General features: G+C 68.7%; 21 protein-coding genes and 1 pseudogene. 14 read left to right on the top strand and 8 right to left on the bottom strand.

What is annotated here, in order from left to right:
- Positions 1–55: 55 nt before the first annotated feature.
- The 3 genes and pseudogenes from YU1_RS34865 to YU1_RS0126560 all read left to right on the top strand — a co-directional run.
- A pseudogene (locus tag YU1_RS34865) lies at positions 56–637 on the top strand (EamA family transporter); the annotation flags it as partial.
- Positions 638–642: 5 nt separating this feature from the next.
- Positions 643–1,176, top strand: coding sequence for a DMT family transporter (locus YU1_RS34660; RefSeq protein ID WP_245263468.1), 534 nt, complete (start codon positions 643–645; stop codon positions 1,174–1,176).
- A gap of 194 nt (positions 1,177–1,370) precedes the next feature.
- Positions 1,371–2,237, top strand: coding sequence for a type 1 glutamine amidotransferase (locus tag YU1_RS0126560; RefSeq protein WP_035716850.1), 867 nt, complete (start codon positions 1,371–1,373; stop codon positions 2,235–2,237).
- A gap of 378 nt (positions 2,238–2,615) precedes the next feature.
- On the opposite strand, the gene YU1_RS0126555 is transcribed toward YU1_RS0126560, so the two are convergent.
- From YU1_RS0126555 to YU1_RS0126540, 4 genes are all read right to left on the bottom strand, one after another.
- Positions 2,616–4,613 (bottom strand): acetyl/propionyl/methylcrotonyl-CoA carboxylase subunit alpha, encoded by a 1,998-nt coding sequence (locus YU1_RS0126555; protein ID WP_029006602.1) that lies wholly within the window; start codon positions 4,611–4,613, stop codon positions 2,616–2,618.
- Positions 4,610–5,386 carry an enoyl-CoA hydratase-related protein gene (locus tag YU1_RS0126550; protein ID WP_029006601.1) on the bottom strand — a complete coding sequence of 259 codons (777 nt, stop codon included), beginning with the start codon at positions 5,384–5,386 and terminating at the stop codon, positions 4,610–4,612. Before YU1_RS0126550 ends, YU1_RS0126555 begins: the two co-directional genes overlap by 4 nt.
- The gene (locus YU1_RS0126545; protein WP_029006600.1) at positions 5,383–6,990 is read right to left on the bottom strand and encodes a carboxyl transferase domain-containing protein; all 1,608 of its coding nucleotides are present in this window, start codon (positions 6,988–6,990) and stop codon (positions 5,383–5,385) included. The genes YU1_RS0126550 and YU1_RS0126545 overlap by 4 nt, the downstream gene beginning before the upstream one ends.
- 225 nt (positions 6,991–7,215) lie before the next feature.
- Entirely contained in the window at positions 7,216–7,839 is a 624-nt protein-coding gene (locus YU1_RS0126540) for a TetR/AcrR family transcriptional regulator (protein ID WP_245263467.1), read from the bottom strand.
- Between the two features lie 370 nt (positions 7,840–8,209).
- Here YU1_RS0126540 and YU1_RS0126535 point away from each other — a divergent pair, with 370 nt between their 5' ends.
- The 9 genes from YU1_RS0126535 (at position 8,210) to YU1_RS33230 (ending at position 18,579) form a co-directional block, all read left to right on the top strand.
- Entirely contained in the window at positions 8,210–9,019 is an 810-nt protein-coding gene (locus YU1_RS0126535) for an ABC transporter ATP-binding protein (protein WP_084540165.1), read from the top strand.
- An 8-nt stretch (positions 9,020–9,027) separates the two neighbouring features.
- Positions 9,028–10,995 (top strand): long-chain fatty acid--CoA ligase, encoded by a 1,968-nt coding sequence (locus tag YU1_RS0126530; protein WP_051357437.1) that lies wholly within the window; start codon positions 9,028–9,030, stop codon positions 10,993–10,995.
- Positions 10,996–11,410: 415 nt separating this feature from the next.
- Positions 11,411–12,304: a branched-chain amino acid ABC transporter permease gene (locus YU1_RS0126525; protein ID WP_029006596.1), complete on the top strand. Its 894-nt coding sequence runs from the start codon at positions 11,411–11,413 to the stop codon at positions 12,302–12,304.
- Positions 12,304–13,374 (top strand): branched-chain amino acid ABC transporter permease, encoded by a 1,071-nt coding sequence (locus tag YU1_RS0126520; RefSeq protein WP_029006595.1) that lies wholly within the window; start codon positions 12,304–12,306, stop codon positions 13,372–13,374. The genes YU1_RS0126525 and YU1_RS0126520 overlap by 1 nt, the downstream gene beginning before the upstream one ends.
- Before the next feature lie 86 nt (positions 13,375–13,460).
- On the top strand, positions 13,461–14,747 hold the full coding sequence (locus YU1_RS0126515) for an ABC transporter substrate-binding protein (RefSeq protein ID WP_029006594.1): 1,287 nt from the start codon (positions 13,461–13,463) through the stop codon (positions 14,745–14,747).
- Between the two features lie 91 nt (positions 14,748–14,838).
- A complete protein-coding gene (locus YU1_RS0126510; RefSeq protein ID WP_029006593.1) occupies positions 14,839–15,681 on the top strand; it encodes an ABC transporter ATP-binding protein in 843 nt (280 codons plus the stop codon).
- A gap of 305 nt (positions 15,682–15,986) precedes the next feature.
- Positions 15,987–17,231 carry a phenylacetate--CoA ligase family protein gene (locus tag YU1_RS0126505; RefSeq protein ID WP_029006592.1) on the top strand — a complete coding sequence of 415 codons (1,245 nt, stop codon included), beginning with the start codon at positions 15,987–15,989 and terminating at the stop codon, positions 17,229–17,231.
- An 80-nt stretch (positions 17,232–17,311) separates the two neighbouring features.
- Entirely contained in the window at positions 17,312–17,794 is a 483-nt protein-coding gene (locus YU1_RS33875) for a hypothetical protein (protein WP_156922520.1), read from the top strand.
- Positions 17,791–18,579, top strand: a complete 789-nt coding sequence (locus YU1_RS33230; RefSeq protein ID WP_084540164.1) for a DUF1828 domain-containing protein — start codon at positions 17,791–17,793, stop codon at positions 18,577–18,579. Before YU1_RS33875 ends, YU1_RS33230 begins: the two co-directional genes overlap by 4 nt.
- Before the next feature lie 109 nt (positions 18,580–18,688).
- Here YU1_RS33230 and YU1_RS31555 read toward each other — a convergent pair whose 3' ends face one another.
- From YU1_RS31555 to YU1_RS0126490, 3 genes are all read right to left on the bottom strand, one after another.
- Positions 18,689–19,363 (bottom strand): YceI family protein, encoded by a 675-nt coding sequence (locus YU1_RS31555; RefSeq protein ID WP_084540163.1) that lies wholly within the window; start codon positions 19,361–19,363, stop codon positions 18,689–18,691.
- Positions 19,364–19,437: 74 nt separating this feature from the next.
- On the bottom strand, positions 19,438–20,745 hold the full coding sequence (gene ispG / locus YU1_RS0126495) for a flavodoxin-dependent (E)-4-hydroxy-3-methylbut-2-enyl-diphosphate synthase (protein ID WP_029006591.1): 1,308 nt from the start codon (positions 20,743–20,745) through the stop codon (positions 19,438–19,440).
- A 167-nt stretch (positions 20,746–20,912) separates the two neighbouring features.
- The gene (locus YU1_RS0126490; protein WP_035716819.1) at positions 20,913–21,428 is read right to left on the bottom strand and encodes a Fur family transcriptional regulator; all 516 of its coding nucleotides are present in this window, start codon (positions 21,426–21,428) and stop codon (positions 20,913–20,915) included.
- Between the two features lie 199 nt (positions 21,429–21,627).
- Here YU1_RS0126490 and YU1_RS0126485 point away from each other — a divergent pair, with 199 nt between their 5' ends.
- Both YU1_RS0126485 and YU1_RS0126480 read left to right on the top strand, forming a co-directional pair.
- Positions 21,628–22,413: a 3-hydroxybutyrate dehydrogenase gene (locus tag YU1_RS0126485; protein ID WP_029006589.1), complete on the top strand. Its 786-nt coding sequence runs from the start codon at positions 21,628–21,630 to the stop codon at positions 22,411–22,413.
- A gap of 16 nt (positions 22,414–22,429) precedes the next feature.
- A complete protein-coding gene (locus YU1_RS0126480) occupies positions 22,430–23,470 on the top strand; it encodes a patatin-like phospholipase family protein (protein ID WP_029006588.1) in 1,041 nt (346 codons plus the stop codon).
- A gap of 137 nt (positions 23,471–23,607) precedes the next feature.
- Here YU1_RS0126480 and YU1_RS0126475 read toward each other — a convergent pair whose 3' ends face one another.
- Positions 23,608–24,099: a MarR family winged helix-turn-helix transcriptional regulator gene (locus YU1_RS0126475; protein ID WP_029006587.1), complete on the bottom strand. Its 492-nt coding sequence runs from the start codon at positions 24,097–24,099 to the stop codon at positions 23,608–23,610.
- Positions 24,100–24,513 lie beyond the last annotated feature (414 nt).

The following is a 24,513-nucleotide window of genomic DNA, read 5'->3' as shown; positions in this document are numbered from 1 at the left end:
CCGCCCGCGCCGTCCCACGCGATGCCCTGCGTTCCGCGCGGTGCCGCTCCGCGCCATGCGCATGGGCGGCGGGGACCGCATGCAGCTTTATCTGTTTCGCCCGTTCCCGCCCGCGCGCTATCCCTGTTTCAAAGGATTTAAAGGCTGGCCGCCGCCGACGTGGCCACGGGGGAGACATGCCGCACCATCGCCCGCGCGACAGGCGCCCGTCCGTTCGCCGCGTCCCGTGCTGCGTCCCCCGCCGCGCGCGGGGGGCATGAGGCCCGGCATGCACGCGCCCTCCCGCCCGGCCGCCGCCTCGCGCCTCGTCGGCATCGGCCTGATGTGCCTCGCCGTGTCGTCCTTCGCCGTCTCCGACGCGACCGCCAAATGGCTCAGCGCGCACATCAACGTGGCGATGATCGTGTGGGCGCGCTACGTCATCCACTTCGCCATCGCGCTCATCGTCTTCAATCCCTGGACGGTGCCCGGCCTGCTGCGCACCCGCCGGCCCTGGCTCCAGATCGGCCGCTCGGCGCTGCTGTTCGGCTGCACCCTGCTCAATTTCACCGCGCTCCAGTATCTTCAACTGGACCAGACGGTCTCCATCATGTTCTCCGCCCCCTTCTTCGTGGCGGTGTTCGCCGGGCCGATGCTGGGCGAATGGGTGGGCGCGCGGCACTGGGCGGCCATCACCGTGGGCTTCGCCGGCTGCTGGTGGCCCAGCCGGGCTCCGGCATCCATCCGGCGGCGCTGCTCTCGCTCGGCGCCTCGCTCTGCTACGCGCTCTATGCCATCGCCACCCGCATGCTGGCGGACAGCGACAAGACGCCGACGACGCTGTTCTATTCCTCGCTGGTCGGCTCCGTGGCGGCCTCCCTGCCCTTGCCCGTCATGTGGGAGACGCCGCACGAGCCGCTGGTGTTCGGCGCCCTGCTGGTGCTGGGCGCGGTGGCCGGCGGCGGCCACATGCTGCTGATCATGGCCCACCGCCACGCCCCTGCGGCGACGCTGGCGCCCTATCTCTACATCCAGATCATCGGCATGGTGGTGCTCGGCTGGCTGCTGTTCGGCCAGGTGCCGAGCGCCTGGACGCTGGCCGGGGCGGCCATCGTGATCGCGTCGGGCATCTATCTCCTGTTCTACGAGCGCAAGGCGCGCGCCGCCCGCACGCTGGAGGCGACGCTGGGGGATTGAGCGACAAGCCTAGTGGATCAAAGAGTTGTGGTTCGACCCGCTTGCGGCAGATGGGTTTCATCTGTCGCGGTCGAACCACTGGCGCACCTCTCTTTCGTCAAAATGCGCTCTATGCTGCGAACGCGAACATGCGGGCCGGCGGCCTCCGCCGCCCGTCATGGCCGTCCGCCCCTCCCATCCTGCCCTGGTCCGTCATGCCCGCTCCCCGTCTCCTGGTCGTTGAAGGAAATGTCGCCGAAGCCCGCGCGCGGCAGGTGAGCTTCGGAGGCGAGGCGGCGAGCGAGGGCTATGCCCGGCTGCTGCGCGAGATCCTCCCCGCGGCGGTGGTGGACATCTGCTATCCCGCCGATCCCGGCGCCAATTTGCCCGACAGCGCGGGCCTGGACGGCTATGACGGCATCGCCATCACCGGCTCGTCGCTGAACATCTACAATGGCGGGGTGGAGGTGCAGCAGCAGATCGACCTGATCCGCTCCGCCTTCGACACCGGCACGCCCATCTTCGGCAGCTGCTGGGGCCTGCAACTGCTGACCACGGCGGCGGGCGGGGCGGTGCGGCGCAATCCGCGCGGCCGGGAAGTGGGCTTCGGCCGGCGCATCCGCGTCACCGAGCACGGGCGCGACCACGGCATGTTCGCCGGCAAGCCCGAGGTGTTCGAGGCCATGACGGTGCATCTGGACGAGGTGGAGACGCTGCCCCCCGGCGCGCGCCTGCTCGCCACCAACGAGCATTCCCAGGTGCAGGCGGCCGAGTTCAAGGCCGGCCGCAGCACCGCCTGGGGGGTGCAGTACCACCCCGAATATCCGTTCCGCGAGATGGCGGCGATCTTCCGCCGGCTCAGCCCGTCGCTGGTGGCGGAGGGCTTCTTCCTCGACGAGGATGAGGAGAGCGCCTTCATCTGCGACCTGGAGAAGCTGGAGCGCGACCCGGCCAACGCGGCGCTGGTCTGGCGCCACGGGGTGGACGGGGCGGTGATCTCCAAGGAGCTGCGCACCGCCGAGGTGCGCAACTGGATCGCCCACCAGGTCCTCCCCGAACGCAGCCGCCGCGGCCGGGCGTAGGGGCGCGGCGTTTAGGGTTGGTCTTTCCGCGCTGGCGCGCGGCGCCACCCGACCCTTCCCGCAAGCGGGAGAACGCCTTTTCGCGAACGTCCCGGATAGGGCGCGCACGGCTTTGGCTGGGCACGCCATACTCCCTCCCCCCTTGCGGGGGAGGGTTTGGGGAGGGGGGTGAAGCGGCTGCCCCTTCACGCGTGTTCAAAAGCCGGGCGCCTTCTTCAGGCGGGTCGCCATCGGCGCGCGTTTCACCCCCCTCCCTGCCCTCCCCCGCAAGGGGGGAGGTGCCCGCGTCGGCAGGGTGATCCTGCGCAAGCGGGAGAGGGCGTTTCCGGCGTGGTTCGGGTGGGGGCCAGCTTCGGTCGCGACGCCCGCTTCCGCCCCTCAGCCCGCCTCGTCCAGCACCAGCAGTTCCGCGCCTTCGTCCACCAGGTCGCCGACGGCGAAGTTCACCGCCTGCACCACGCCGTCGCGGGGGGCGGTGACGGTGTGCTCCATCTTCATCGCCTCAACCACCACGAGGGCGGCGCCCTTCAGCACTGCCTGGCCGGGCTCCACGGCGACGCGGATCACCGTGCCCGGCATGGGCGCCACGAGGCGACCGGCGGTGCCGGTGGCGTCGATGGAGGCGACGCGGGGATCGACGAACTCCACCGTCCGCTCCAGCCCGCCCGCGAACACCGTGAGCTTCATGCCCGAGCGCACCACGCGCGCCTTCAGCCGCACCCCGTCGAGCCGGGCGGCGAGCGTGCCGTCGGCCTCGCGCGCGCCCTCCACCGCCAGCGGCCCGCCCGGCAGGTCCAGCACGAAGCCGCTTGCCTTGTAGTGGGCGCGCACGGCGATGCGGGCGCCCTGGTCGGAGAAGGTGAGGTCCACGTGGGCGGCGCGGTTGAGCCGCCAGCCGGGGGCGAGGCCCCAGGGCGAGAAGGGATCGGCCGGATCGGCGGCGGCGGCCGAGACGCGGGCCTCCTCCAGCAGGATGGAGAGGGCCGCGAGTGCCAGGATGCGGTCGTCCACCGGCTCGGGCGCCGGCAGCAGATCGGCGGCGTGGCGGGCGATGAAGCCGGTGTCCAGCTCGGCCGCCGCGAACGCCGGATGGCCGGCGATGGCGGCGAGGAAGCTGCGGTTGGTGGCGAGGCCCACCACCTCGGTGGCGGCCAGCGCGGCGCAGAGCCGCCCCACCGCCTCGGCGCGGTCGGCGCCGGCGGCGATGATCTTGGCGATCATCGGATCGTAATGGATGGAGACGGCATCGCCCGCGCGCACGCCCGCGTCCACCCGCACGCCCGGCACGGCGAACGGCAGCGCCAGATGGTCGAGCCGGCCCACCTGGGGCAGGAAATCGCGCTGCGGGTCCTCGGCATAGAGCCGCACCTCGATGGCGGCGCCGATGAGCGGGATGTCGGCCTGGGCCAGCGGCAGCTTTTCGCCGCGCGCCACCCGCAATTGCCACTCCACCAGATCCTGGCCGGTGATGGCCTCGGTGACCGGATGCTCCACCTGGAGGCGGGTGTTCATCTCCATGAAGAAGAAGTCCTCGCCCTCGGCGATGAACTCCACCGTGCCGGCGCCCACATAGCCCACCGCCTTGGCGGCATCCACCGCCGCCTGCCCCATGGCGGCGCGGCGCGCCGGCGAGAGGCCGGGGGCGGGGGCTTCCTCCACCACCTTCTGGTGGCGGCGCTGGATCGAACAGTCGCGCTCATGCAGGTAGACCGCATGGCCGTGCGCGTCGGCGAACACTTGCACCTCGATATGGCGCGGGCGGGTGAGGTATTTCTCGATCAGCACCCGGTCGTCGCCGAACGCGCTCTTCGCCTCGCGCTGGGCGGAGGCGAGGGCGTCGGGAAATTCGGCGTCGAACGTGACCACCTTCATGCCCTTGCCGCCGCCGCCGGCGGAGGCCTTGATGAGCACGGGATAACCGATGCGCGCGGCTTCCGCCCGCAGCAAGGCGGGCTCCTGGTCCTCGCCGTGATAGCCGGGCACCAGCGGCACGCCGGCCTTTTCCATCAGCGCCTTGGCGGCGCTCTTGGAGCCCATGGCGCGGATGGCGGCGGCGGGCGGGCCGACGAAGACCAGCCCCGCCGCCGCGCAGGCGTCGGCGAAGTCGGCATTCTCCGACAGGAAGCCGTAGCCGGGGTGGATCGCATCCGCCCCGCTGGCCTTGGCGGCGGCAAGGATGGCGTCGATCTTCAGGTAGCTCTCGCGCGCCGGGGCGGGGCCGATGGGATAGGCCTCGTCGGCGGTCTCCACGTGCAAAGCGCGGGCGTCGGCCTCGGAATAGACCGCGACGGTGGCGATGCCCATGGCTTTCGCGGTGCGCATCACCCGCACGGCGATCTCGCCGCGATTGGCGATGAGAAGCTTGCGCAGGCTCATGCCCCGGTCCAGTTCGGTTTGCGTTTTTCCAGGAAGGCGGCGAGCCCCTCGCGGCCTTCGGCGCTGGCGCGCTGGTCGGCGATGCGGTGGGCGGTGTCGGCGATGACGGCGTCGGACAAGGGCCGGTCCACCGCCGCCACCAGCGCCTTGGTGGCGGCGAGCGCCGCCGGGCTCGCCGCGCGCAGCGCCTTCAGGTGGCGGGCGAGGGCGGCGTCGAGATCGGCGGCCGGCACCACCTCGTGCACCAGGCCGAGGGCGCGGGCGGTGTCGGCGGAGAAGCGCTCGGCGGTGAGGAAATAGCGCCGCGCCGCGCGCGCGCCCATGGCCCGCACCAGATAGGGGCTGATCACCGCCGGGATGAGGCCGATGCGCACCTCGGTGACGGCGAATTCCGCCTCCGGCACCGCCACGGCGATGTCCGAGCAGGCGATCATGCCGGTGGCGCCGGCGAAGGCCGAGCCGTGCACGCGGGCCAGCGTCGGCTTGGGGCAGGTGTCGATCACCCGCATGAGATGGGCGAGCTTCTCCGCGTCGGCGAGATTCTCGGCGTGGGAATAGCCGGCCATGCGGCGCATCCAGTTGAGGTCGCCGCCGGAGCAGAAGCTCGGCCCCTCGGCGCGCAGCAGGATGGCGCGGACAGTGGGATCGGCGGCGGCGGCCTCATAGGCGGCGGTCAGCGCGGTGATGAGCGCGTCGTCGAAGGCGTTGTGCACCTCCGGCCGGTCGAGGGTGAGGAGCGCGACGCCGTCCTCAAGCGCGGTGCGCAGGCTCACATGCGGAACACGCCGAAGCGTGTCTCCCTCGCGGGGGCGTTGAGGGAGGCGGAGAGCGCCAGCGCCAGCACCATGCGGGTGTCGGCGGGGTCGATCACGCCGTCATCCCACAGCCGGGCGGAGGAATAATAGGGGTGGCCCTGGGCCTCATACTGCGCCTGGATGGGGGCCTTGAAGGCGGCTTCCTCGTCCGTGCTCCAGGCGCCGCCGCGGCCCTCGATGCCGTCGCGCTTCACCTGGGCCAGCACGTTGGCCGCCTGCTCGCCGCCCATCACCGAGATGCGGGCGTTGGGCCACATCCACAGGAAGCGCGGATCGAACGCGCGCCCGCACATGCCGTAATTGCCGGCGCCGAATGAGTTGCCGATCACCACGGTGAATTTCGGCACGCTAGCGCAGGAGACAGCCGTGACCAGCTTGGCGCCGTCCTTGGCGATGCCGCCGGCCTCGTATTTCCGCCCGACCATGAAGCCGGTGATGTTCTGGAGGAACACCAGCGGGATATTGCGCTGGCAGCACAATTCGACGAAATGCGCGCCCTTCTGCGCGCTTTCGGAGAACAGGATGCCGTTGTTGGCGATGATGCCAACCGGATAGCCGAAGATGTGGGCGAAGCCGGTGACCAGCGTCTGGCCGTAGAGCGGCTTGAACTCGTCGAACTCCGAGCCGTCGACGATGCGGGCGATGATCTGGCGCACGTCGAACGGCCGCTTGGGGTCCTGCGAGACGATGCCGTAGATCTCCTCCGGGTCGTAGAGCGGCGCGCGCGGCGCGCGGATCTCCAGGCCGTGGGATTTCCGCCGGTTCAGCCCGGCGACGATGGTGCGGGCGATGCCCAGCGCATGGGCGTCGTTCTCCGCCATGTGGTCGGCGACGCCGGAGGTGCGGGTGTGGACGTCCGCCCCGCCCAGTTCCTCGGCGGTCACCACCTCGCCGGTGGCGGCCTTCACCAGCGGCGGGCCGCCGAGGAAGATGGTGGCCTGGTTCTTCACCATGATCGACTGGTCGGCCATGGCCGGCACATAGGCGCCGCCCGCCGTGCACGAGCCCATCACCACGGCGATCTGGGCGATGCCCTCCGCCGACATGCTGGCCTGGTTGAAGAAGATGCGGCCGAAATGCTCGCGGTCGGGGAACACCTCGTCCTGGTTGGGCAAATTGGCGCCGCCACTGTCCACCAGATAGAGGCAGGGCAGGTGGTTCTCCCGCGCGATGGCCTGGGCGCGCAGGTGCTTCTTCACCGTCATGGGGAAGTAGGTGCCGCCCTTCACCGTGGCGTCGTTGGCGACGATCATGCACTCGCGGCCCGACACCCGGCCGATGCCGGTGATAAGGCCGGCGGCGGGCACGTCGTCCTCATACAGGCCGTAAGCGGCGAGCTGCGAGAGCTCCAGGAAGGGCGAGCCGGTGTCGAGCAGGGTGCGGATGCGGTCGCGCGGCAGCAGCTTGCCGCGCTTCAGGTGCCGCTCGCGGGCCACTGCCCCGCCGCCCTCGGCGATGCGGTCCACCTCGCGGCGCAGGTCGGCGACGCTTGCCGCCAGGGCCTCGCGATTGCGCGCAAACGCCTCCGCGCGGCGGTCCACCGCATCCTCGATGATCGCCATTGAGCGTCCTCGTCCCTGAGCGTCCCGGCCGGACTGTGCGTGCGGAAGACAGGCGCCCGAACGCCGGCCGGGATGGCCTGCGCCCTGGATGGCATGTCCTCCGCCGCCGATCCGTGCCGGCGTTCTTCTTTTAAGGGGCGCTGCCCGGCGGCCCGCGATGCGGGCGGACGGACAACGACCTTGGAAACGATCGTGCGTTTTTTTAATCCGCCCCGCAAGGGGGAATTACGCCCGCTTCAGCGTGGTGGCGGCGGCCGCCGCGGGCAGGCCCGTGGCCGCCACCCCGCCGGTGACGAGATCGGTATAGATCGCCACCAGATCATCCTGGCTGAGCCGTCCGTCGGTGCGGTACCACATGCAGATGCCGGTGAGCATGGAGATGATGGCGTAGGTGGAGACGCGGGGATCGGCCACGTTGAAGGCGCCCTCCGCCGCGCCCTGGCGCAGGATCTCGTCCAGCATGCCCTCGTAGCGCCGGCGCATGGCCACCACCTCGGCGCGGTGGCCGTCCTCCAGGCTGCGGATCTCCATGTTGGCGATGAAGACGTGCGCCTTGCGCGTCATATGGTAGCGCAGGTGGAAGCCCACATAGGCCCTGAGGCGGTCCATGGGGGCGGTGAGGCCGTCGAGCGCCTCCTCCGCCTTGCCCATCAGGTCCTCCATGTGGTCGCGCACGATGTCGAACAGCAGGCTCTGCTTGTTGTCGAAATATTTGTAGAGCGAGCCCGATTGCAGGCCGACCTCCGCCGCCAACTGACGCAGGCTCATGGCCTCGTAGCCGTGCTTGTAGATCAGCTTCACGCCGGCCTGGCGGATGGCCTGTGCCGTGCGCGCGCCGTTTGAACCCACTGTCCGCGCCATTGCGCCTGTGCCCCGGCGGTTCGGCCCCGGCTGGGGCCGTCCGCTGTGTTGATCCCGATTCGAACCCGCGCAACGCCCTTGCGGGGCCGGACCCTTCGGTGTTGGATGACGCTGCGGACCCGCCGCGGCGCCGGCTACAGTGATCGCCCGCGCGCGGCGGCGCAAGTCGCCCCCGCGGCGGCCGGCCCCCGACGAAGGAGGGCTTGACCGAACGAAAAAAGAACGTTCGATTGTTTCCATAACACACCCGGCGCATGACCGGGACAAAGGCGCCCTACGCCAACATCAGACGGGCGCCGCAACGGGGGACACGCACGGCCGAAGGCCGGCGCAGCCCGCGACATCGAGGGAGGACGGCTTGGGCGCCACGCTTCTGGACGTGCGTGACATCTCGCTGCGCTTTGGCGGCCTGAGGGCGCTGAGCGACGTTTCCTTTTCCGTTGAGAAGGGCGAGCTTTTCTCCATCATCGGGCCGAACGGGGCCGGCAAGACCTCGCTGCTGAACTGCATCTCCGGGCGCTATTCGCCGAGCGAGGGCAAGATCAGCTTCGAGGGGCGCGAGATCACCCGGCTGAAGCCCAACAAGCGGGCCGCCATCGGCATCGGCCGCACCTTCCAGAACCTCGCCCTGTTCCACCACATGAGCGTGCTCGACAACATCATGGTCGGGCGCCACCACCTCTTGAAGAACAACTTCCTCACCGGCGCGCTCTACTGGTTCGGCGGCGCGCAGAAGGAGGAACTGGAGCACCGCCGCAAGGTGGAGGATGTCATCGACTTCCTCGACATCCAGCACGTGCGCAAGGCCACCGCCGGCACGCTCTCCTACGGCCTGCGCAAGCGCGTGGAGCTGGCCCGCGCGGTCGCTCTTGAGCCAAAGCTCATCCTGCTCGACGAGCCGATGGCCGGCATGAACCTCGAAGAGAAGGAGGACATGGCCCGCTACATCGTCGATCTCAACGAGGAATGGGGCATGACCATCATCATGATCGAGCACGACATGGGGGTGGTGATGGACATCTCGCACCGCGTCATGGTGCTCGATTTCGGCCGCAAGATCGCCCATGGCCTGCCGGCCGAGGTGCTGGCGGACCCGCATGTGCGCAAGGCCTATCTCGGCGAGGAAGATGCCGAGATCGAGCCCGCGCCCGAAGCCCTGTCCGCGTGAGGCCGGCGATGCGCGACACCCCTTCCGACGCCCTGGTGGCCGGCTATCCGGACGTCACCCGCCACGACACCTTGCCGAAGCTGCTGGCGCTCCATGCCGCCGCCCATCCCGGCGAGGTGTGGCTGCGCGAGAAGCACCTCGGCATCTGGAACGCCTATAGCTGGCTGGAGGTGGCCGAGCGCGTGCGCCGCATGGCGCTGGGCCTCGTCGATCTCGGCGTGGCGCGGGGCGAGGTGGTCGGCCTCATCGGCGACAACCGGCCGGAATGGCTGATGGGCGAGATCGCCGCCCATGCGGTGGGCGGCATGTCGCTCGGCATCTATCGCGATGCCTTGGCGGACGAGGTGGCCTATCTCATCACTTATGCCGGAATGCAGGTGATCTTCGCCGAGGACGAGGAGCAGGTGGACAAGCTGCTCCAGCTCGGCGAGCAGATCCCCACCGTGCGGCACATCGTCTATGCCGACCCGCGCGGGGTGCGCAAATACGACGACCCGCGCCTGATCGCCCTGGCCGACGTGGAGGCGCGCGGCGCCGCGCTGCACGCGGCCGCGCCCGCCCGCTACGACGCCCTGGTCGCCGCCGGCTCCGGCGCCGACGTGGCGATCCTGTGCACCACCTCGGGCACCACCTCCCATCCCAAGCTCGCCATGCTCACCGGCGGGGCGCTGCTGCGCCATTGCGCCGCCTATCTGGCGGCCGACCCGCGGGGACCTGAGGACGAATATGTCTCCGTGCTCCAGATGCCCTGGATCATGGAGCAGATCTACGCTTTTGGTCAGGCGCTCATCTCCCGCATGAAGGTCAACTTCGTCGAGGAGCCGGAGACCACCATGGCCGACATGCGCGAGATCGGCCCCACCTTCGTGCTGTTCGCCCCGCGGGTGTGGGAGCAGATCGCCGCCGACGTGCGCGCCCGCATCATGGACGCCTCGCCGTTCAAGCGCGCCATGTTCGATTTCGGCATGAAGCTGGGCCTGAAGGCGCAGGACCAGGGCCGGCGCTCGAAGCTCGCCGATGTCATCCTGTTCCGCCCGCTGCGCGACCGGCTCGGCTTCTCCAACCTCGTCTCCGCCGCCACCGGCGGGGCGGCGCTGGGGCCGGACACCTTCCGCTTCTTCCTGGCCCTGGGCGTGCCCATGCGCCAGCTCTACGGCCAGACCGAGATGCTGGGCGCCTATACCCTGCACCGCCGGGACGAGGTGGATTTCGACACCGTGGGCAAGCCGTTCGAGGGGGTGGAGATCCGCATCGACGATCCCGACCCGAACGGGCTGGGCGAGATCGTCACCCGCCACCCCAACCCCTTCGCGGGCTATTACCTCAACCCCGAGGAGACGGCGAAATCGCTGGAGGCGGACGGCTGGATGCGCACCGGCGACGCCGGCTATTTCGACAAGCGCGGCCATCTCGTCGTGATCGACCGCGTGCGCGACCTCGCCCGCACCGCGCAGGGCGACCGCTTCTCGCCGCAATATATCGAGAACAAGCTGAAGTTCTCGCCTTACGTGGCCGAGGCGGTGGTGCTGGGCGACGGGCGGGAGAGTCTCGCCGCCATCATCTGCATCCGCTTCCCCATCGTGTCGAAATGGGCGGAGAAGAACCGCATCTCGTTCACCACCTATACCGATCTGTCGTCGCGGCCGGAGGTGACGGAGATGATCCGCCGCGAGGTGGAGCAGGTGAACAAGACGCTGGCGGAAAAGCAGCGCCTCTCGCGCTTCCTGCTGCTCTACAAGGAGCTGGACGCGGACGACGGCGAACTGACGCGCACCCGCAAGGTGCGGCGCGGTGTCATCAACGAGCGCTACGGCGCCATCATCGACGCCATGTACCGGGGTGACCGGACCATCGACGTGGACACCACCATCGCCTTCCAGGACGGCACCAAGCAGCGCATCCGCACGGTGCTGAACGTCATCCACCTCGACCCCGCCGCGCCCGTGGCGGGCGCCGGCAAGAAGAGGGCGGCGTGATGGGGCGGGCGTTCGTCGGCGGCTTAGCCGCTTGGCTTTCGGTGCGGATGCGCGCGGCGGGCCGGCGTTCCGGGTCGGAGCGGCTTCACCCCCTTCCCCAACCCTCCCCCGCCCAACCCTCCCCCGCAAGGGGGGAGGGGGCCTGTCGCCCTGCGGGGCGGGGCATCCAACGCACCGACGTCCTCCGGGCGCGCCCGGAACCCTCCCCCCTTGTGGGGGAGGGCAGGGAGGGGGGTGACGCGCTCTCCGTTGTCGGGCCGCCGCCAGCGGGAGTGCATGCGCGTCCTCTTCTCCAGGCGCGCCGCAACTCCCTCTCCCGCTTGCGGGGGAGGGCGGGGGTGGGGGCCGGCCGCAAGGCCGGACCGGCCGCCATTCGCATCGCGCCGTCCGTCCGCATCTTCACGAGGCTCGCCCGATGACCTCCTCGCTCCTGCTCCAATTGATCATCAACGGCCTCATCATCGGCACGCTCTACGGCGTGGTGGGCATGTGCTTCGTGCTCATCTACAAGGCCTCGCAGGTGGTGAACTTCGCCCAGGGCGAGTTCCTGCTCATCGGTGCCTGGACCTGCTGGTACCTGATGACGGCGTGGCAGATCCCCTTCATCTGGGGCTTCCTGTTTTCCATCGCCTTCATGATGCTGTTCGGCCTCGCTTTGCAGATGCTGGTGCTGCGGCCGCTGATCGGCGAGCCGATCATCTCGGTCATCATGGTCACCATCGGCCTCAGCATCTTCTTCCAGGCGCTGATGAAGTGGATGTTCGGCACCTTCGCCCAGCCGTTCCCGCCGATCTTCCCGGTGGCGAAGGTGGAGATCCTCGGCCTCCAGGTGCAGAGCGCCTATCTGATGTCCACCGGTGTCAGTCTCGCGATCATGGCGGGCTTCGCCTGGTTCTTCAAATATTCCCGCGTCGGCCTCGCCATGCGCGCCACCGCCTTCTCGCAGCAGGTGGCCCAGTCGCTGGGCATCTCGGTGCGGCAGATGTTCGCTCTGTCCTGGGGCATCTCGGCGGCGGTCTCGGCGGTGGCGGGCGTGGTGGTGGGCATCGTCAACGGCGTGTCGTCCGCTCTGTCCTACTTCGGCATCAAGGTGTTCCCGGCGGTGATCCTGGGCGGGCTCGACAGCATCTTCGGCGCGGTGGTGGGCGGGCTCATCATCGGGGTGCTGGAGAACGTGGCGCACTATTTCGACAGCCAGTTCCTGCATTGGGGCAACCTCTATGAGATCGTGCCGTTCTACGCGCTGATCGTCATCCTCATGATCAAGCCCTACGGCCTGTTCGGCACCCGCGACATCGAGAGGGTCTGATGGCGACCGATACCCTGCGCCCCTGCGGCGACTATCGCTCCAGCTACCGCGCCGACCAGACGCTGTTCACCACCCGCCTGACGCTGGCCTGCTGCGTCGCCGGCGTGGTGCTGCTGGCGCTCGCCCCGCTGGTGCTGTCGAGCTATCTGGTCAGCCTGCTGATCCAGATCGGCTATCTCGGCATCGCCGCGCTGGGGCTGAACATATTGGTCGGCTTCTCCGGCCAGATCTCCATCGGCCACGCGGTGTTCTACGGCTTCGGCGGCTTCGCCTCCGCCTTCCTCGCCGAGCACGGCGTGCCGGTGCCGCTCGCCATCATCCTGGCCGGGCTGTGGACCACGGTGGTGGGCCTGCTGTTCGGCCTGCCGGCGGCGCGGGTGAAGGGGCTGTATCTGGCCATCGCCACGCTCGCGGCGCAGTTCATCCTCCAGGACTTCTTCGTGCGCGCCGCCTGGTTTACCGGCGGCTCGTCGGGGGCGGTGGCGGCGCCCTTCACCATCCTCGGCTTCGACTTCTCCGGCGATGCCCGCTACTTCTACGTGGTGCTGGTGTTCTTCGTGGTGCTGTACGTGGGCGCCGCCAACCTGATGCGCAGCCGCGACGGCCGGGCGCTGATCGCGGTGCGCGACCATTATCTCTCCGCCGAGATGATGGGGGTGAACCTCACCAAGTACCGCACCATGGCGTTCGGCATCTCCTCCTTCTACGCCGGCATCGCCGGGGCGCTGTACGCCCACTACATCGGCTACATGTCGGTGGAGGGGCTGGACATCCTGTTCTCCATCCAGTTCCTCGCCATGATCATCATCGGCGGGCTGGGCTCGGTGATGGGCTCCCTGCTCGGCACCATCTTCATGGTGCTGCTGCCGGAGCTGACCGGGGCGCTGGCCGGCGCCCTGCAAGGCAGCGCCATCGACCAGGCGCTGCATCTGAAGGACGGCATCACCTATCTGCGCGAGATGCTGATCGGCGCCGTCATCATCCTGTTCCTGATCTTCGAGCCGGACGGCCTCGCCCACCGCTGGCGGCAGATCAAGGCCTATTGGAAGCTCTATCCCTTCTCCTATTGATCGTTGCATCATGAGACCGGGCCGGCACCGGGGGCGGCAAGATCCCCGGGCCGGCAGAGGAAACGCCAAAGAGAGGACCTAAATCCATGAGGACCGCAGCCTTTTCGTTCGTCTCCGCGCTGGCGCTCACGCTCGCCGCGCCCGCCCTCGCCCAGCAGACCATCAACATCGGCCACCTGGCGGACTATTCCGGCGGCACGTCGGACGTGGGCCAGCCCTACGGCCAGGGCGTGCAGGACACCATCGCCTTCATCAACAAGACCGGCGGGGTGAACGGCAAGACCATCAATTCCGACTTCAACGAATATGGCTACCAGGTGCCCCGCGCGCTGGCCGCCTTCAAGAAGTGGACCTCCGGCTCGGACAAGGTGGTGGCGATCCAGGGCTGGGGCACGGCCGACACCGAGGCCCTGGTGGCGCTGGTGACCAAGGAGCAGATCCCCTATTATTCCGGCTCCTACGCCGCCACCCTGACCGACCCCACCGGCAAGGGCGGCCCCAAGAGCGAGCGCGCCGCGCCCTACAACTTCTTCTACGGCCCGTCCTATTCGGACGCCGCGCGCGCCATGGTGCGGTGGGCGGCGGACGACTGGAAGGCCAAGGGCGGCCAGGGCAAGCCCAAGTGGGTGCACATGGGCGCCAACCACCCCTATCCCAACTCGCCCAAGGCGGCGGCGGAAGCCTATGCCAAGGAGCTCGGCTTCGATGTGCTGGAGCCCATCACCTTCGCCCTGACGCCCGGCGACTACACCGCCCAGTGCCTGACGCTGAAGCAGGCGGGCGCCAACTACGCCTATCTCGGCAACACCGCCGGCTCCAACATCTCGGTGCTGAAAGCCTGCGAGACGGCGGGCGTGAAGGTGCAGTTCCTCGGCAACGTCTGGGGCATGGGCGAGGAGGCCATGAAGGCCGCCGGCACCGCCGCCAACGGCGTCGTCTTCCCGGTGCGCACCGCCGTCACCTGGACCGGCACGGCGCCGGGCCTCGCCACCTTCAAGGAGGTCTCCAAGCAGTCCGACCCGTCGGGCAACGCCTACCGCTCGGTGCATTACATGACCGCGGTGTGCACGGTGCTCTACATGAAGGAAGCCATGGAGTGGGCCGACAAGAACGGCGGCGTCACCGGGCCGAAGATCGCCGAGGGCATGTACCAGAAGAAGGACTGGGTGCCGCAGGGCACCGAGGGCGTGTGCAATCCCTCCACCTGGACCGCCACCGACCACCGCCCGACCATGACCGTGGACCTCTACCGCGCCGTGGTGAGCGGGCCGACCGACGCGCCGCTGGCCGACCTCGTGAAGTCCGGCGCCATCAAGCTGGACAAGGTCGCCACCATCAAGCTCGACCGCAAGACCGACCTGCTGGGCTGGTGAGCCCCGCCGCCAGACCGGCACGGGGGCGCGCCCGGCGCGCCCCCACCTCCTGATCCCCCGCAGTCCCGATCCCCGACCGCCGGAGCCCGCCATGACTGACGCCGCACTGAAGATGGATGCCGCGCCGGCCCCGGACGCTGCCGCCCCGCTGCTGGCGGTGGACAATATCGAGGTGGTCTATAACGACGTCATCCTGGTGCTGCGCGGCCTCTCGCTGAAGGTGCCGAAGGGCCAGATCGTGGCGCTGCTCGGCTCCAACGGCGCCGGCAAGTCCACCACGCTCAAGGCCATCTCCGGCCTCCTGAAGTCCGAGGACGGCGAGGTCACGCGCGGCCAGATCACCTTCGAGGGCGAGGCCATCAAGGGCATCGAGCCGGACCGCATCGTGCGGCGCGGCATCTTCCAGGTGATGGAGGGCCGCCGCATCATCTCCGACATGACCGCGCTGGAGAACCTGCGCCTCGGCGCCTTCACCCGGCGCGACAACGGGGTGAAGGACGACATCGACCGGGTCTATCATTATTTCCCGCGCCTCAAGGAGCGCACCGGCCTTGCCGGCTATCTCTCCGGCGGCGAGCAGCAGATGCTGGCCATCGGCCGCGCCATCATGGCCCGGCCCAAGCTGATCCTGATGGACGAGCCCTCCATGGGCCTCTCGCCGCTGCTGGTGAAGGAGGTGTTCGCCATCATCAAGCAGCTCAACAAGGATCTCGGCGTCACCATCCTGCTGGTGGAGCAGAATGCCCGCGTGGCGCTGTCGGTGGCCGACACCGGCTACATCATGGAGCAGGGCAAGATCGTGCTGGACGGCACCGCCGAGCAGTTGCAGTCCAACGAGGACGTGAAGGAATTCTACCTCGGCCAGGGCGGCGGCGAGGAGCGCAAGTCGTTCAAGAACCTGAAGTCGTTCAAGCGGCGTAAGCGCTGGCTGTGAGGGGGCGTTCCCTTCGGCGCGTCATGGACGGGATTGACGGGACAGGGTCATCCGACGGAGCGGGCTTCACCCCCCTCCCCATCCCTCCCCCGCAAGGGGGGAGGGGGCAGGTGGCGCGGGATGACGGACCGCGCGGCGGATCGCCTTGAGGTATTTCAGCAACGCTGCCTTGCCCACGTGGCGGCGCCATATGATGCGGGGGCTCCTCCCCCCTTGCGGGGGAGGGAAGGGAGGGGGGTGAAACGGCCGGGGCAGAAGCATCACGGACCCGATCTCCCCAGCACCGGAAACGAAAGAGCGCAAGCATGACCGACGGCCGGTATTACGACGCCCTGGAAACCCGCGACCCGGAGGCGCGCGAGCAGGCGCTGATGGCGGCGCTGCCGCACCAGATCGCCCGCGCCAAGGCGCGCTCGGCCTATTTCGGCGCGCTGCTGAGGGACGTGGACCCGCACGCGGTGACGAGCCGCGCCGCGCTCGCCCGGCTGCCCGTCACCCGCAAGTCGGACCTCTTGGACTTGCAGCCGAAAAGCCTGCCGTTCGGCGGGCTCAACGGCACGCCGCCGGGCGGGCTCGCCCGCATCTTCATGTCGCCCGGCCCGATCTATGATCCGGAAGGGCGCCGCACGGACTATTGGCGCTTCGCCCGCGCCCTTCACGCCGCCGGTTTCCGCGCCGGCGAGATCGTGCACAACTGCTTCTCCTACCACCTGACGCCTGCCGGCTCGATGATCGAGAGCGGCGCCCATGCCATCGGCTGCGCCGTGGTGCCGGGCGGGGTGGGGCAGACCGACCTGCAATTGCGCGCCATCGCCGACATCCGGCCGCACGGCTATGGCGGCACGCCGTCCTTCCTGAAGATCCTCTTGGACAAGGCGCGGGAGGAGGGGGCGGACCTCTCCTCGCTCACCAAGGCGCTGGTCTCGGGCGAGGCCTTCTTCCCCGCCCAGCGGGCGGAATTCCAGGCGGCGGGCATCGCCGCGCTGCAATGCTACGGCACCGCCGACCTCGGCCTCGTCGCCTATGAGAGCCCGGCGCAGCAGGGCATGATCGTCGATGAGCATCTGATCATCGAAATCCTGCGCCCCGGCACCGGCGACCCGGTGGAGGAGGAGGGCGAAGTCGGCGAGGTGGTGGTGACGCTGCTGGAGGAGGATTATCCGCTGGTGCGCTTCGCCACCGGCGACCTGTCCGCCGTGCTGCCGGGGGTGAGCCCCTGCGGGCGCACCAACATGCGGCTGCGCGGCTGGCTGGGGCGGGCCGACCAAGTGACCAAGATCCGCGGCATGTTCGTGCATCCGGTGCAGGTGAGCGCGGCGGTGAAGAAGCACCCCGCGGTCGCCCGCGCCCGCCTGGTGGTGGAGCGGGCCGGGGACGGCGACGACATGATCCTGGAGATCGAGGTGGCGGATCTTTCCGCGCTGGCGCAGGAGCGCCTGCTGGAGGATCTGCGCGCCTCGACCAAGCTGCGCGCCCGCCTCGTGCCGCTCACCCCCGGCACGCTCCCCGCCGACGCCAAGACCATCGAGGACCGCCGGCCGGTGGGGTGAATTTGACGAATGTGGAGCAACTATCACATATGTAGTATTGCCCTGATGTAGCGTGTCGTGGGGCCGCGCGGGGGGATCCGGTGATCATCAGACTTCGGCGCATCGTACAAGCGCCAAAATCGGATATTAAGGTCGGGTCATGGCATTCGGGGAAAGTTCCGAAAGCGGACTTTCCAATGGCAAGGCAAGCCTACGGTCTTGGCACTTCGTATCGCTGGTGCGTCATATCGTTCGTCGCACTTGGCGTTGAATGCAAGGTTCTGGTCGTCTTTAATGCCGGGAAGCAGAAGTTTGAGGCGATCCTCGGGGCCATCGTCAGCGGAGCATTGCGCGTGCTCTGCTCTTACGAATATCACCCCTCGGAACCGGGTTGGCATTGCCACGCAGCGTGCGACAACGTGGCGAAGGTGCCGAACGGATATATGCGAGGCCCCTGGGTTAAACGCATCCCCCACGCAAAGCGGGCTCACAAACGCCAAGATTTTGATATCAAAGATGAATTGTCGGCGCAGCGATTTGCGTTCAAGTGTTATAAGATAGAAGTAGAAGGCTCGTTACTATGAAGGAGCAGATTTGTAGAGCCTTTTGCGACGAAATTCGCGTGAGAGAAGTGCCGGCGGGGCTCGCAATAGGCACGGCTTTTCGTCGTGCTGACGGTGACGCCATCGGCTTTTACGTTATCAAGAGTTCTCTCGAGAGCAACTTGGCGCGTCTTGAGGACGATGGAACAACTATCCCGTACCTGGAGGCGGCTGGTGTGGATTTCGACACTCAGACCCGCCAAAAAGCGTTAACAACCGTCCTTGAGGAATATGGTGCTCAATACGATCGAGACGAGGCCGTTATCCGCACTCCGGATATGCCAGAGCATGAAATTGCGAGGGCATCGATCGGATTTGCGGCGCTTCTGCTGCGTCTATCCGATTTTTTGCTCCTGAGCCAAGAGCACGTCGAAAGTGCGTTCAAGGACGATGCAAAAAAGCGCATTATGGAAGCGATCGGTACTCGCGCAAAAATCGAAGAGGATGCGGTCGTAAACGATCACTTAAACGAGGTTAAGCCTGATCTTGTTATCAGAGCGCCAAACCGTGACCCCGTTGCGATTTTCTTGGCACAGTCGGCGCAGCGTGTGAACGATGCAATATTTTTGCAGATGGCAGCCTTGTATGAGTCCAGAGATGCTCTCTCGGTGATTGCCTTGTTAGAGAGCGATAGCTCAATTACGTCCAAACTGCGCCAGCGTGCATCAAATCGCCTCAGCGCGTTGCCGGTGTACCGGCATGACGAAGGGCAGGCGGTCCAGAGAATTGTTCGTGAGGCTGTTGGCGCGGAAGGATTGTTGCATTGAGCGCGTAAAAGCTCGGTGAAAATGCAAGGTGCAGGCCTGCGGATGGGACCGCTTTGAACGCACTCTTGACGCAACGGTCACGACGTCAAGACGATGGTCTGCCCCCCCCTCACTCCTTCGCCACGAACTCCGCCTCGATCCGCAGCGTCACCTGGTCGCCGATGCCCGGCAGGCCGGTCGTCAGGCCGAAGTCGGAGCGGGTCAGCGTGCCGGTGGCGTCGAAGCCCACGTGGTAGAGCTTGTCCGTGGGGTTCACCCCCGCCTTGTGGAAGGTCACGTCCAGCGTCACCGGCCGCGTCACGCCGAGGAAGGTCAGGGTGCCCGTCACCTTGGCGGTGGGGCCGGACGGCACCACGCCGATGGAGGCGAAGGTGATGGTGGGGAAGGCCTCGGCGTTGAAATAGTCCGGCCCCTTCAGCCGCGCGTCGAAGCGCGGGTCGAGCGTGCCCACTGCGGCGCTCGCCAGGGTCACCTCCACCTGGCTGTTCTGCGGCGCGGCGGGGTCGAGGGTCAGCGTGCCGGCCGAGGCCGGCAGCAGCCCGCTATAGGTGGAGAAGCCGCGATGGCTGAGGCTCCACACCACCCGCGCATGGCTGGCGTCGAGCCGGTAGGTGCCGGGCTTCACCATCGCCGGGTCGGTGGTCGTCTCCTGCGCCCGGGCCGGCGGCGCGGCGAGGATGGCGAGCGCGCAGGCGGCCGGCGCCAGCAGGCGCGAAAGGAGGCGGCGCAACCGGAAACCGCGCGCGCGGGGGCGCAAGAGGGCGAGAAGGCGCGGAACGGGCATGGCGGCGGCATCCCTGAAAGCTCCGGCCGCAGCGGTCTGCCGCCGCGGCACGGGTCGGCTCCCATGAATCACGCCTATTCGGCGGCGTCCACCGGCTGTGCGGTCGCGGGGGCGGGCTCCGCGGGGCGCTGTGCCCCCACCCCGAAGCGCTTCGCCACATAGTCCTCCACCATGGCGCGGAACTCCACCTGGAGGTTGGGGCCGCGCAAGGTGCCCACCTTCTTGCCGTCCATGTAGATCGGCGCGCTGGGGATCTCGCCGGTGCCGGGCAAAGAGATGCCGATGTCGGCATGCTTGCTCTCGCCCGGGCCGTTCACGATGCAGCCCATCACCGCCACGTTCAGCGTCTCGACGCCGGGATAGGACTTCTTCCACTCCGGCATGCGCTCGCGGATCATGTCCTGCACGCCCTGCGCCAGCTCCTGGAAGGTGGTGGAGGTGGTGCGGCCGCAGCCGGGGCACGCCGCCACCAAAGGCACGAAGGTGCGCAGCCCCATGGTCTGGAGGATTTCCTGCGCCACCTGCACCTCGCGGGTGCGGTCGCCATTGGGCTCGGGCGTCAGCGAGACGCGGATGGTGTCGCCGATGCCGGCCTGGAGCACCACGCCCATGGCGGCGGTGGAGGCGACGATGCCCTTCGAGCCCATGCCCGCCTCGGTGAGGCCGAGGTGTAGGGCATAATCGGCGCGGCGCGAGAGCTCGGTATAGACCGCGATCAGGTCCTGCACCGCCGAGACCTTGGCGGAGAGGATGATGCGGTTGCGCTTGAGGCCGATCTCCTCGGCCAAGGCGGCGGACAGCAGAGCCGAGCGGATCAGCGCCTCGCGGGTCACGGCGCGGGCCTCCGCAGGCTTCGCCAGCTTGGCGTTCTCGTCCATCAGCGCGGTGAGCAGCTCCTGGTCGAGCGAGCCCCAGTTGGCGCCGATGCGCACCGCCTTGTCATGCTTGATGGCGGTCTCGACGATGGCGGTGAACTGGCGGTCCCTCTTGGCGCCGAAGCCGACGTTGCCGGGATTGATGCGGTATTTGTCCAGCGCCTGGGCGCAGGCGGGATGGTCGGCCAGCAGCTTGTGGCCGATATAATGGAAATCGCCCACCAGCGGCACGTCCACGCCCTGGCGGACGAGCCGCTCCTTGATGCGCGGCACGGCGGCGGCGGCCTCGTCGCGGTCCACCGTGATGCGCACGATCTCCGAGCCGGCGCGGGCGAGCGCCGCCACCTGGCGCACGGTGCCGTCGATGTCGGCGGTGTCGGTATTGGTCATGGACTGCACCGCGCAGGGCGCGTCGCCGCCGACGATCACCTTGCCCACCGGCACGGCGACGGTGCGCCGGCGCATGGCGGGGCCGGCGTGCAGCAGTTCGTCCGGCACCACCGGCATCGGTGCACCGTCACCCTTGGCGTGGGGGTCCTGTGTCATCGCTCTGGTCCTTCGCCGGCAAAGCCGAACCTCGATCCGGCGGCGGGGGGCGGGGCCCGTGCGCCGGCCCGCCGGACGTATGCGCCCGGCCGGTGGCCGTCAACCGCCCCGGTGTCGTCCTGGCTCGGTCACGCTTCGCCTTGGGGGCGGCAGCGGGCGCACAGGCCGGCCACCTCCAGCACCCGCTGGCGCGGCGCGAAGCCGGCCGAGCGCGCCGCCCAGGCCAGGTCCCGGCCGATGGCGTGGGAGCCCACCTCCTGCGTCGCGCCGCACTGCTCGCAGATCAGGAACACCACCACGTCCTCGGGATCGTGCACATGGCCGCAGGCCAGGAAGGCGTTGCGGCTCTCGATGCGGTGGGCGAGCCCCTCCGTCACGAGGAAGTCCAGCACCCGGTAGACCGACATGGGCGGCGGGCGGTCGCCCTCCGGCCCCAGCCGCTCGACGATCTCGTAGGCACCCAGCGGCACGTGGCTCTGCGCCAGCACCTGCATCACGCCCCGGCGCAGCGGGGTGAGGCGCAGGCCCTTCTCGGCGCAGCACTTCTCCACCCGCGCCAGCGCGCCGCTGACGCATTCGTCATGATCATGGTCGGGACCGTGCGCGTGGGACACGGCGCCCGGCACAGGCGCTTCGGTGTTCATGCTCCGCAATGTAGCGAGGACGGCGGCGTCTTGCCATGCCTCCCCGCGCTTTGCGGGGCGCGAAGCGTTGCGCAAAGCGCCTATCCGTCGCAAGGTCGCCGGGCGGGCGGGCGCACGGGTATGACGCGACCGTCACAACCCTTCACTATAAGAGGCGGACCGGGGCCTCGCGCCCGCCGCAAGCTGAGGAAGATCCATCATGTCGATCAAGGGTAAGGTCGCCGTCGTCACAGGCTCCACCAGCGGCATCGGGCTTGCCTACGCGCGCGCCTTCGCGGCGGAGGGCGCCAATGTGGTGATCAACGGCCTCGGCGACGCGGCGGCGATCGAGGCCGAGCGCGCCCGGATCGAGAGCGACTTCGGCGTCAAGGCGCTCTATTCCGACGCCAACATGCTGAAGGCCGACGAGATCGCCGGCATGGTCAAGCTCGCCGAGACCGAGTTCGGCGCCTGCGACATCCTGGTCAACAATGCCGGCATCCAGATCGTCTCGCCGATCGAGGACTTCCCGATCGACGGCTGGAACAACATCATCGGCATCAACCTCACCGCCGCCTTCCTCGCCATCCGCGCCGCGGTGCCGGGCATGAAGGCGCGCAAGTGGGGCCGCATCATCAACACCGCCTCGGCCCATGCCCTGGTCGGCTCGCCCTTCAAGTCGGCCTATGTGGCGGCCAAGCACGGCATCGCCGGCCTGACCAAGGTGGTGGCGCTGGAAACCGCCACCTTCGGCATCACCTGCAACGCCATCTGCCCCGGCTATGTGTGGACGCCGCTGGTGGAGAAGCAGATCCCCGACACCGCCAAGGCCCGCGGCATGACCGAGGAGCAGGTGAAGAAGGACGTGCTGCTCGCCGCCCAGCCCACCAAGGAATTCGTGACGGTGGAGGAAGTGGCGGCGCTGGCGGTGTTCCTGGCCGGCGACAACGCCCGCTCCATCACCGGCGCCATGCACCAGATCGACGGCGGCTGGGTCGCGGAGTGAGGCGGCGGGTATCCGCATGACCCGGCGTGGCGGCCCGAAGACCATCAGCCTCGCCCTCCAGGGGGGAGGCGCCCATGGCGCCTTCACCTGGGGGGTGATCGACCGCCTGTTGCAGGAGGACGATTTCGTCGTCTCCGGCATCTCGGGCACCAGCGCCGGGGCGATGAACGCCGTGGTGATGGCCTCGGGCCTCGCCAAGGGCGGGCCGGAGGCGGCGCGCGCCGCGCTCGGCCAGTTCTGGCGCGACGTGTCGCGTGACGGCCACCTCTCGCCGCTCCAGCGCACCGCGTTCGACCGGCTGCTGGGCTCCTGGTCGCTGGCCAAGAACCCGGCCTATCTGGCCTTCGAGATGGCCTCGCGCTATCTCTCGCCCTATGACGTCAACCCGCTGAACATCAATCCGCTCAAGGACATCCTGACCGCCCACGTGGATTTCGAGGCGATCCGGGCGTCGGACGTGAAGGTGTTCGTCTCGGCCACCAACGTGCGCACCGGCCGGGCCCGCATCTTCGGCCATGAGGAGATGACCGCCGAGGCGGTGATGGCCTCCGCCTGCCTGCCGCAGCTGTTCCAGGCGGTGGAGATCGACGGCGTGCCCTATTGGGACGGCGGCTACATGGGCAACCCGCCCTTGTTCCCGCTCTATGAGAAGACCGAGGCGGACGACCTCGTCCTGGTGCAGATCAACCCGATCCTGCGCGAGGAGACGCCGCGCACGGCGGCGGAAATCCAGAACCGCATCAACGAGATCACCTTCAACGCCTCGCTGCTGGCGCAGCTGCGGGCGATCGACCACGCCTCCCAGCTCATCGAGCAGGGGCTGCTGACGCGCTGGACCCTGGGCGGCTCCAGCTTCCGCCGGGTGCGGCTGCACCGCATCGGCGGCGACGACCAGCTCACCGACCTCGATTTGTCCTCCAAGCTGAACCCGGAATGGGCCTTCCTCCAGCATTTGCGCGACCTCGGCCGGGCCAGCGCGGACGCCTTCCTGACCGCCCATTACGACGACATCGGCCGCCGCTCGACGTTGAATCTCAGGCTGGAACTGGCGGATTAGGGGCGGGGAGGGGCGAGCCTTCCCTCCGCTGCGCTGCGGGCCCCCACCCCGGCCCTCCCCCGCAAGCGGGAGAGGGGGTGCGGTGGCGCCGGCCCCAGCCGGAACCCTTGAAATTCAGCGGGAGAGACCTCCCCCGCTCACGCCTCGTCGTCGTCCTCGGCGGGCTCGATCTCGTCGTCGACGCCCTGGTCGGCGCCCAGCTTGGCGGCGAGGCTCTTCTCCACCTTGCGCAGCAGCTTGCGCAGGCGCTTGCGCTCCTTGTGGTCCAGGTTGCCGACGATCTCGGCCTCCAGCGCGTCCCAGATGCCGTCCACCGCCTGCCCGCGCTCGCGGCCGGAGGCGGTGAGGAAGACCCGCACCAGCCGGCCGTCGCCATCGGTGGCGCGGCGCTCCACCAGACCCTGGGTGGTCAGGCGGGCGATGGTCTTGGAGGCGGTGGGCGGGCGCACGCGCAGCGCGGCGGCCAGATCCCCCATGGTGCGCCCGTCATGCTCCACCAGCAGCTTCAGCACCGACTCCTGGCCGGGAAACAGGCTGAGGTCCGCCAGCAGCCGCGCCGACAGGGCGCGTTGCAGCCGGGCGGTGTGGTTGAGCCGGTAGCCGATGGTCTTCGCGATCGGATCCTTCATCCTGTCCCCTCGTGCCGGCGTGCCGGCCGTTGCAGGCTTCTCCGCGCGCCGGACGAGCCCGCACGGCCCGGCCTTGCGCGCCATGCGCGGTCCGCGAAACCGGATCGCTTCCCAGGGCATCGGCCGTCCCCGTCTGGCCTCGCCGCCCGGCGCGGGCGGTCGTCGGTGGGCGGAAGCTGAGCCGAAGCGGCGCAGCGTCATCCTTATCCCCGCGCCGGCTTACAATTTTACAACAGGATGCCGCTCCGGCTCATTATCGCAGCGAAAAAGTGCGGGGCGGCGGACGGTTTGCGCAGATCCCGCCTCCGGCCCCCACGAGTCCCGCCTCCGGCCGCCTCAGAACGTCACGCTGGCGGTGCCGCGGACGGTGTTGCTCTGGGTGCCGGAGGCGAAGGCGCCGTCATAGCTGACGCC

Origin of the sequence: Azorhizobium doebereinerae UFLA1-100, assembly GCF_000473085.1 — a bacterium.
Classification (GTDB): Bacteria; Pseudomonadota; Alphaproteobacteria; order Rhizobiales; family Xanthobacteraceae; genus Azorhizobium; species Azorhizobium doebereinerae.
Note: the sequence above shows the minus strand (reverse complement) of the source record. Positions and strands in the feature narration are given on the sequence as shown.

What these genes read in the sequence shown, in the direction of transcription:
- YU1_RS34660 (WP_245263468.1), top strand. Translation starts at nt 643, where the DNA reads ATGGGTGGGCGCGCGGCACTGGGCGGCCATCACCGTGGGCTTCGCCGG.
- YU1_RS0126560 (WP_035716850.1), top strand. Translation starts at nt 1,371, where the DNA reads ATGCCCGCTCCCCGTCTCCTGGTCGTTGAAGGAAATGTCGCCGAAGCC.
- YU1_RS0126555 (WP_029006602.1), bottom strand. Translation starts at nt 4,613, where the DNA reads ATGAGCCTGCGCAAGCTTCTCATCGCCAATCGCGGCGAGATCGCCGTG.
- YU1_RS0126545 (WP_029006600.1), bottom strand. Translation starts at nt 6,990, where the DNA reads ATGGCGATCATCGAGGATGCGGTGGACCGCCGCGCGGAGGCGTTTGCG.
- YU1_RS0126530 (WP_051357437.1), top strand. Translation starts at nt 9,028, where the DNA reads ATGCGCGACACCCCTTCCGACGCCCTGGTGGCCGGCTATCCGGACGTC.
- YU1_RS0126525 (WP_029006596.1), top strand. Translation starts at nt 11,411, where the DNA reads ATGACCTCCTCGCTCCTGCTCCAATTGATCATCAACGGCCTCATCATC.
- YU1_RS0126520 (WP_029006595.1), top strand. Translation starts at nt 12,304, where the DNA reads ATGGCGACCGATACCCTGCGCCCCTGCGGCGACTATCGCTCCAGCTAC.
- YU1_RS0126515 (WP_029006594.1), top strand. Translation starts at nt 13,461, where the DNA reads ATGAGGACCGCAGCCTTTTCGTTCGTCTCCGCGCTGGCGCTCACGCTC.
- YU1_RS0126510 (WP_029006593.1), top strand. Translation starts at nt 14,839, where the DNA reads ATGACTGACGCCGCACTGAAGATGGATGCCGCGCCGGCCCCGGACGCT.
- YU1_RS0126505 (WP_029006592.1), top strand. Translation starts at nt 15,987, where the DNA reads ATGACCGACGGCCGGTATTACGACGCCCTGGAAACCCGCGACCCGGAG.
- YU1_RS33230 (WP_084540164.1), top strand. Translation starts at nt 17,791, where the DNA reads ATGAAGGAGCAGATTTGTAGAGCCTTTTGCGACGAAATTCGCGTGAGA.
- YU1_RS31555 (WP_084540163.1), bottom strand. Translation starts at nt 19,363, where the DNA reads ATGCCCGTTCCGCGCCTTCTCGCCCTCTTGCGCCCCCGCGCGCGCGGT.
- ispG (WP_029006591.1), bottom strand. Translation starts at nt 20,745, where the DNA reads ATGCCGGTGGTGCCGGACGAACTGCTGCACGCCGGCCCCGCCATGCGC.
- YU1_RS0126490 (WP_035716819.1), bottom strand. Translation starts at nt 21,428, where the DNA reads ATGAACACCGAAGCGCCTGTGCCGGGCGCCGTGTCCCACGCGCACGGT.
- YU1_RS0126485 (WP_029006589.1), top strand. Translation starts at nt 21,628, where the DNA reads ATGTCGATCAAGGGTAAGGTCGCCGTCGTCACAGGCTCCACCAGCGGC.
- YU1_RS0126480 (WP_029006588.1), top strand. Translation starts at nt 22,430, where the DNA reads ATGACCCGGCGTGGCGGCCCGAAGACCATCAGCCTCGCCCTCCAGGGG.
- YU1_RS0126475 (WP_029006587.1), bottom strand. Translation starts at nt 24,099, where the DNA reads ATGAAGGATCCGATCGCGAAGACCATCGGCTACCGGCTCAACCACACC.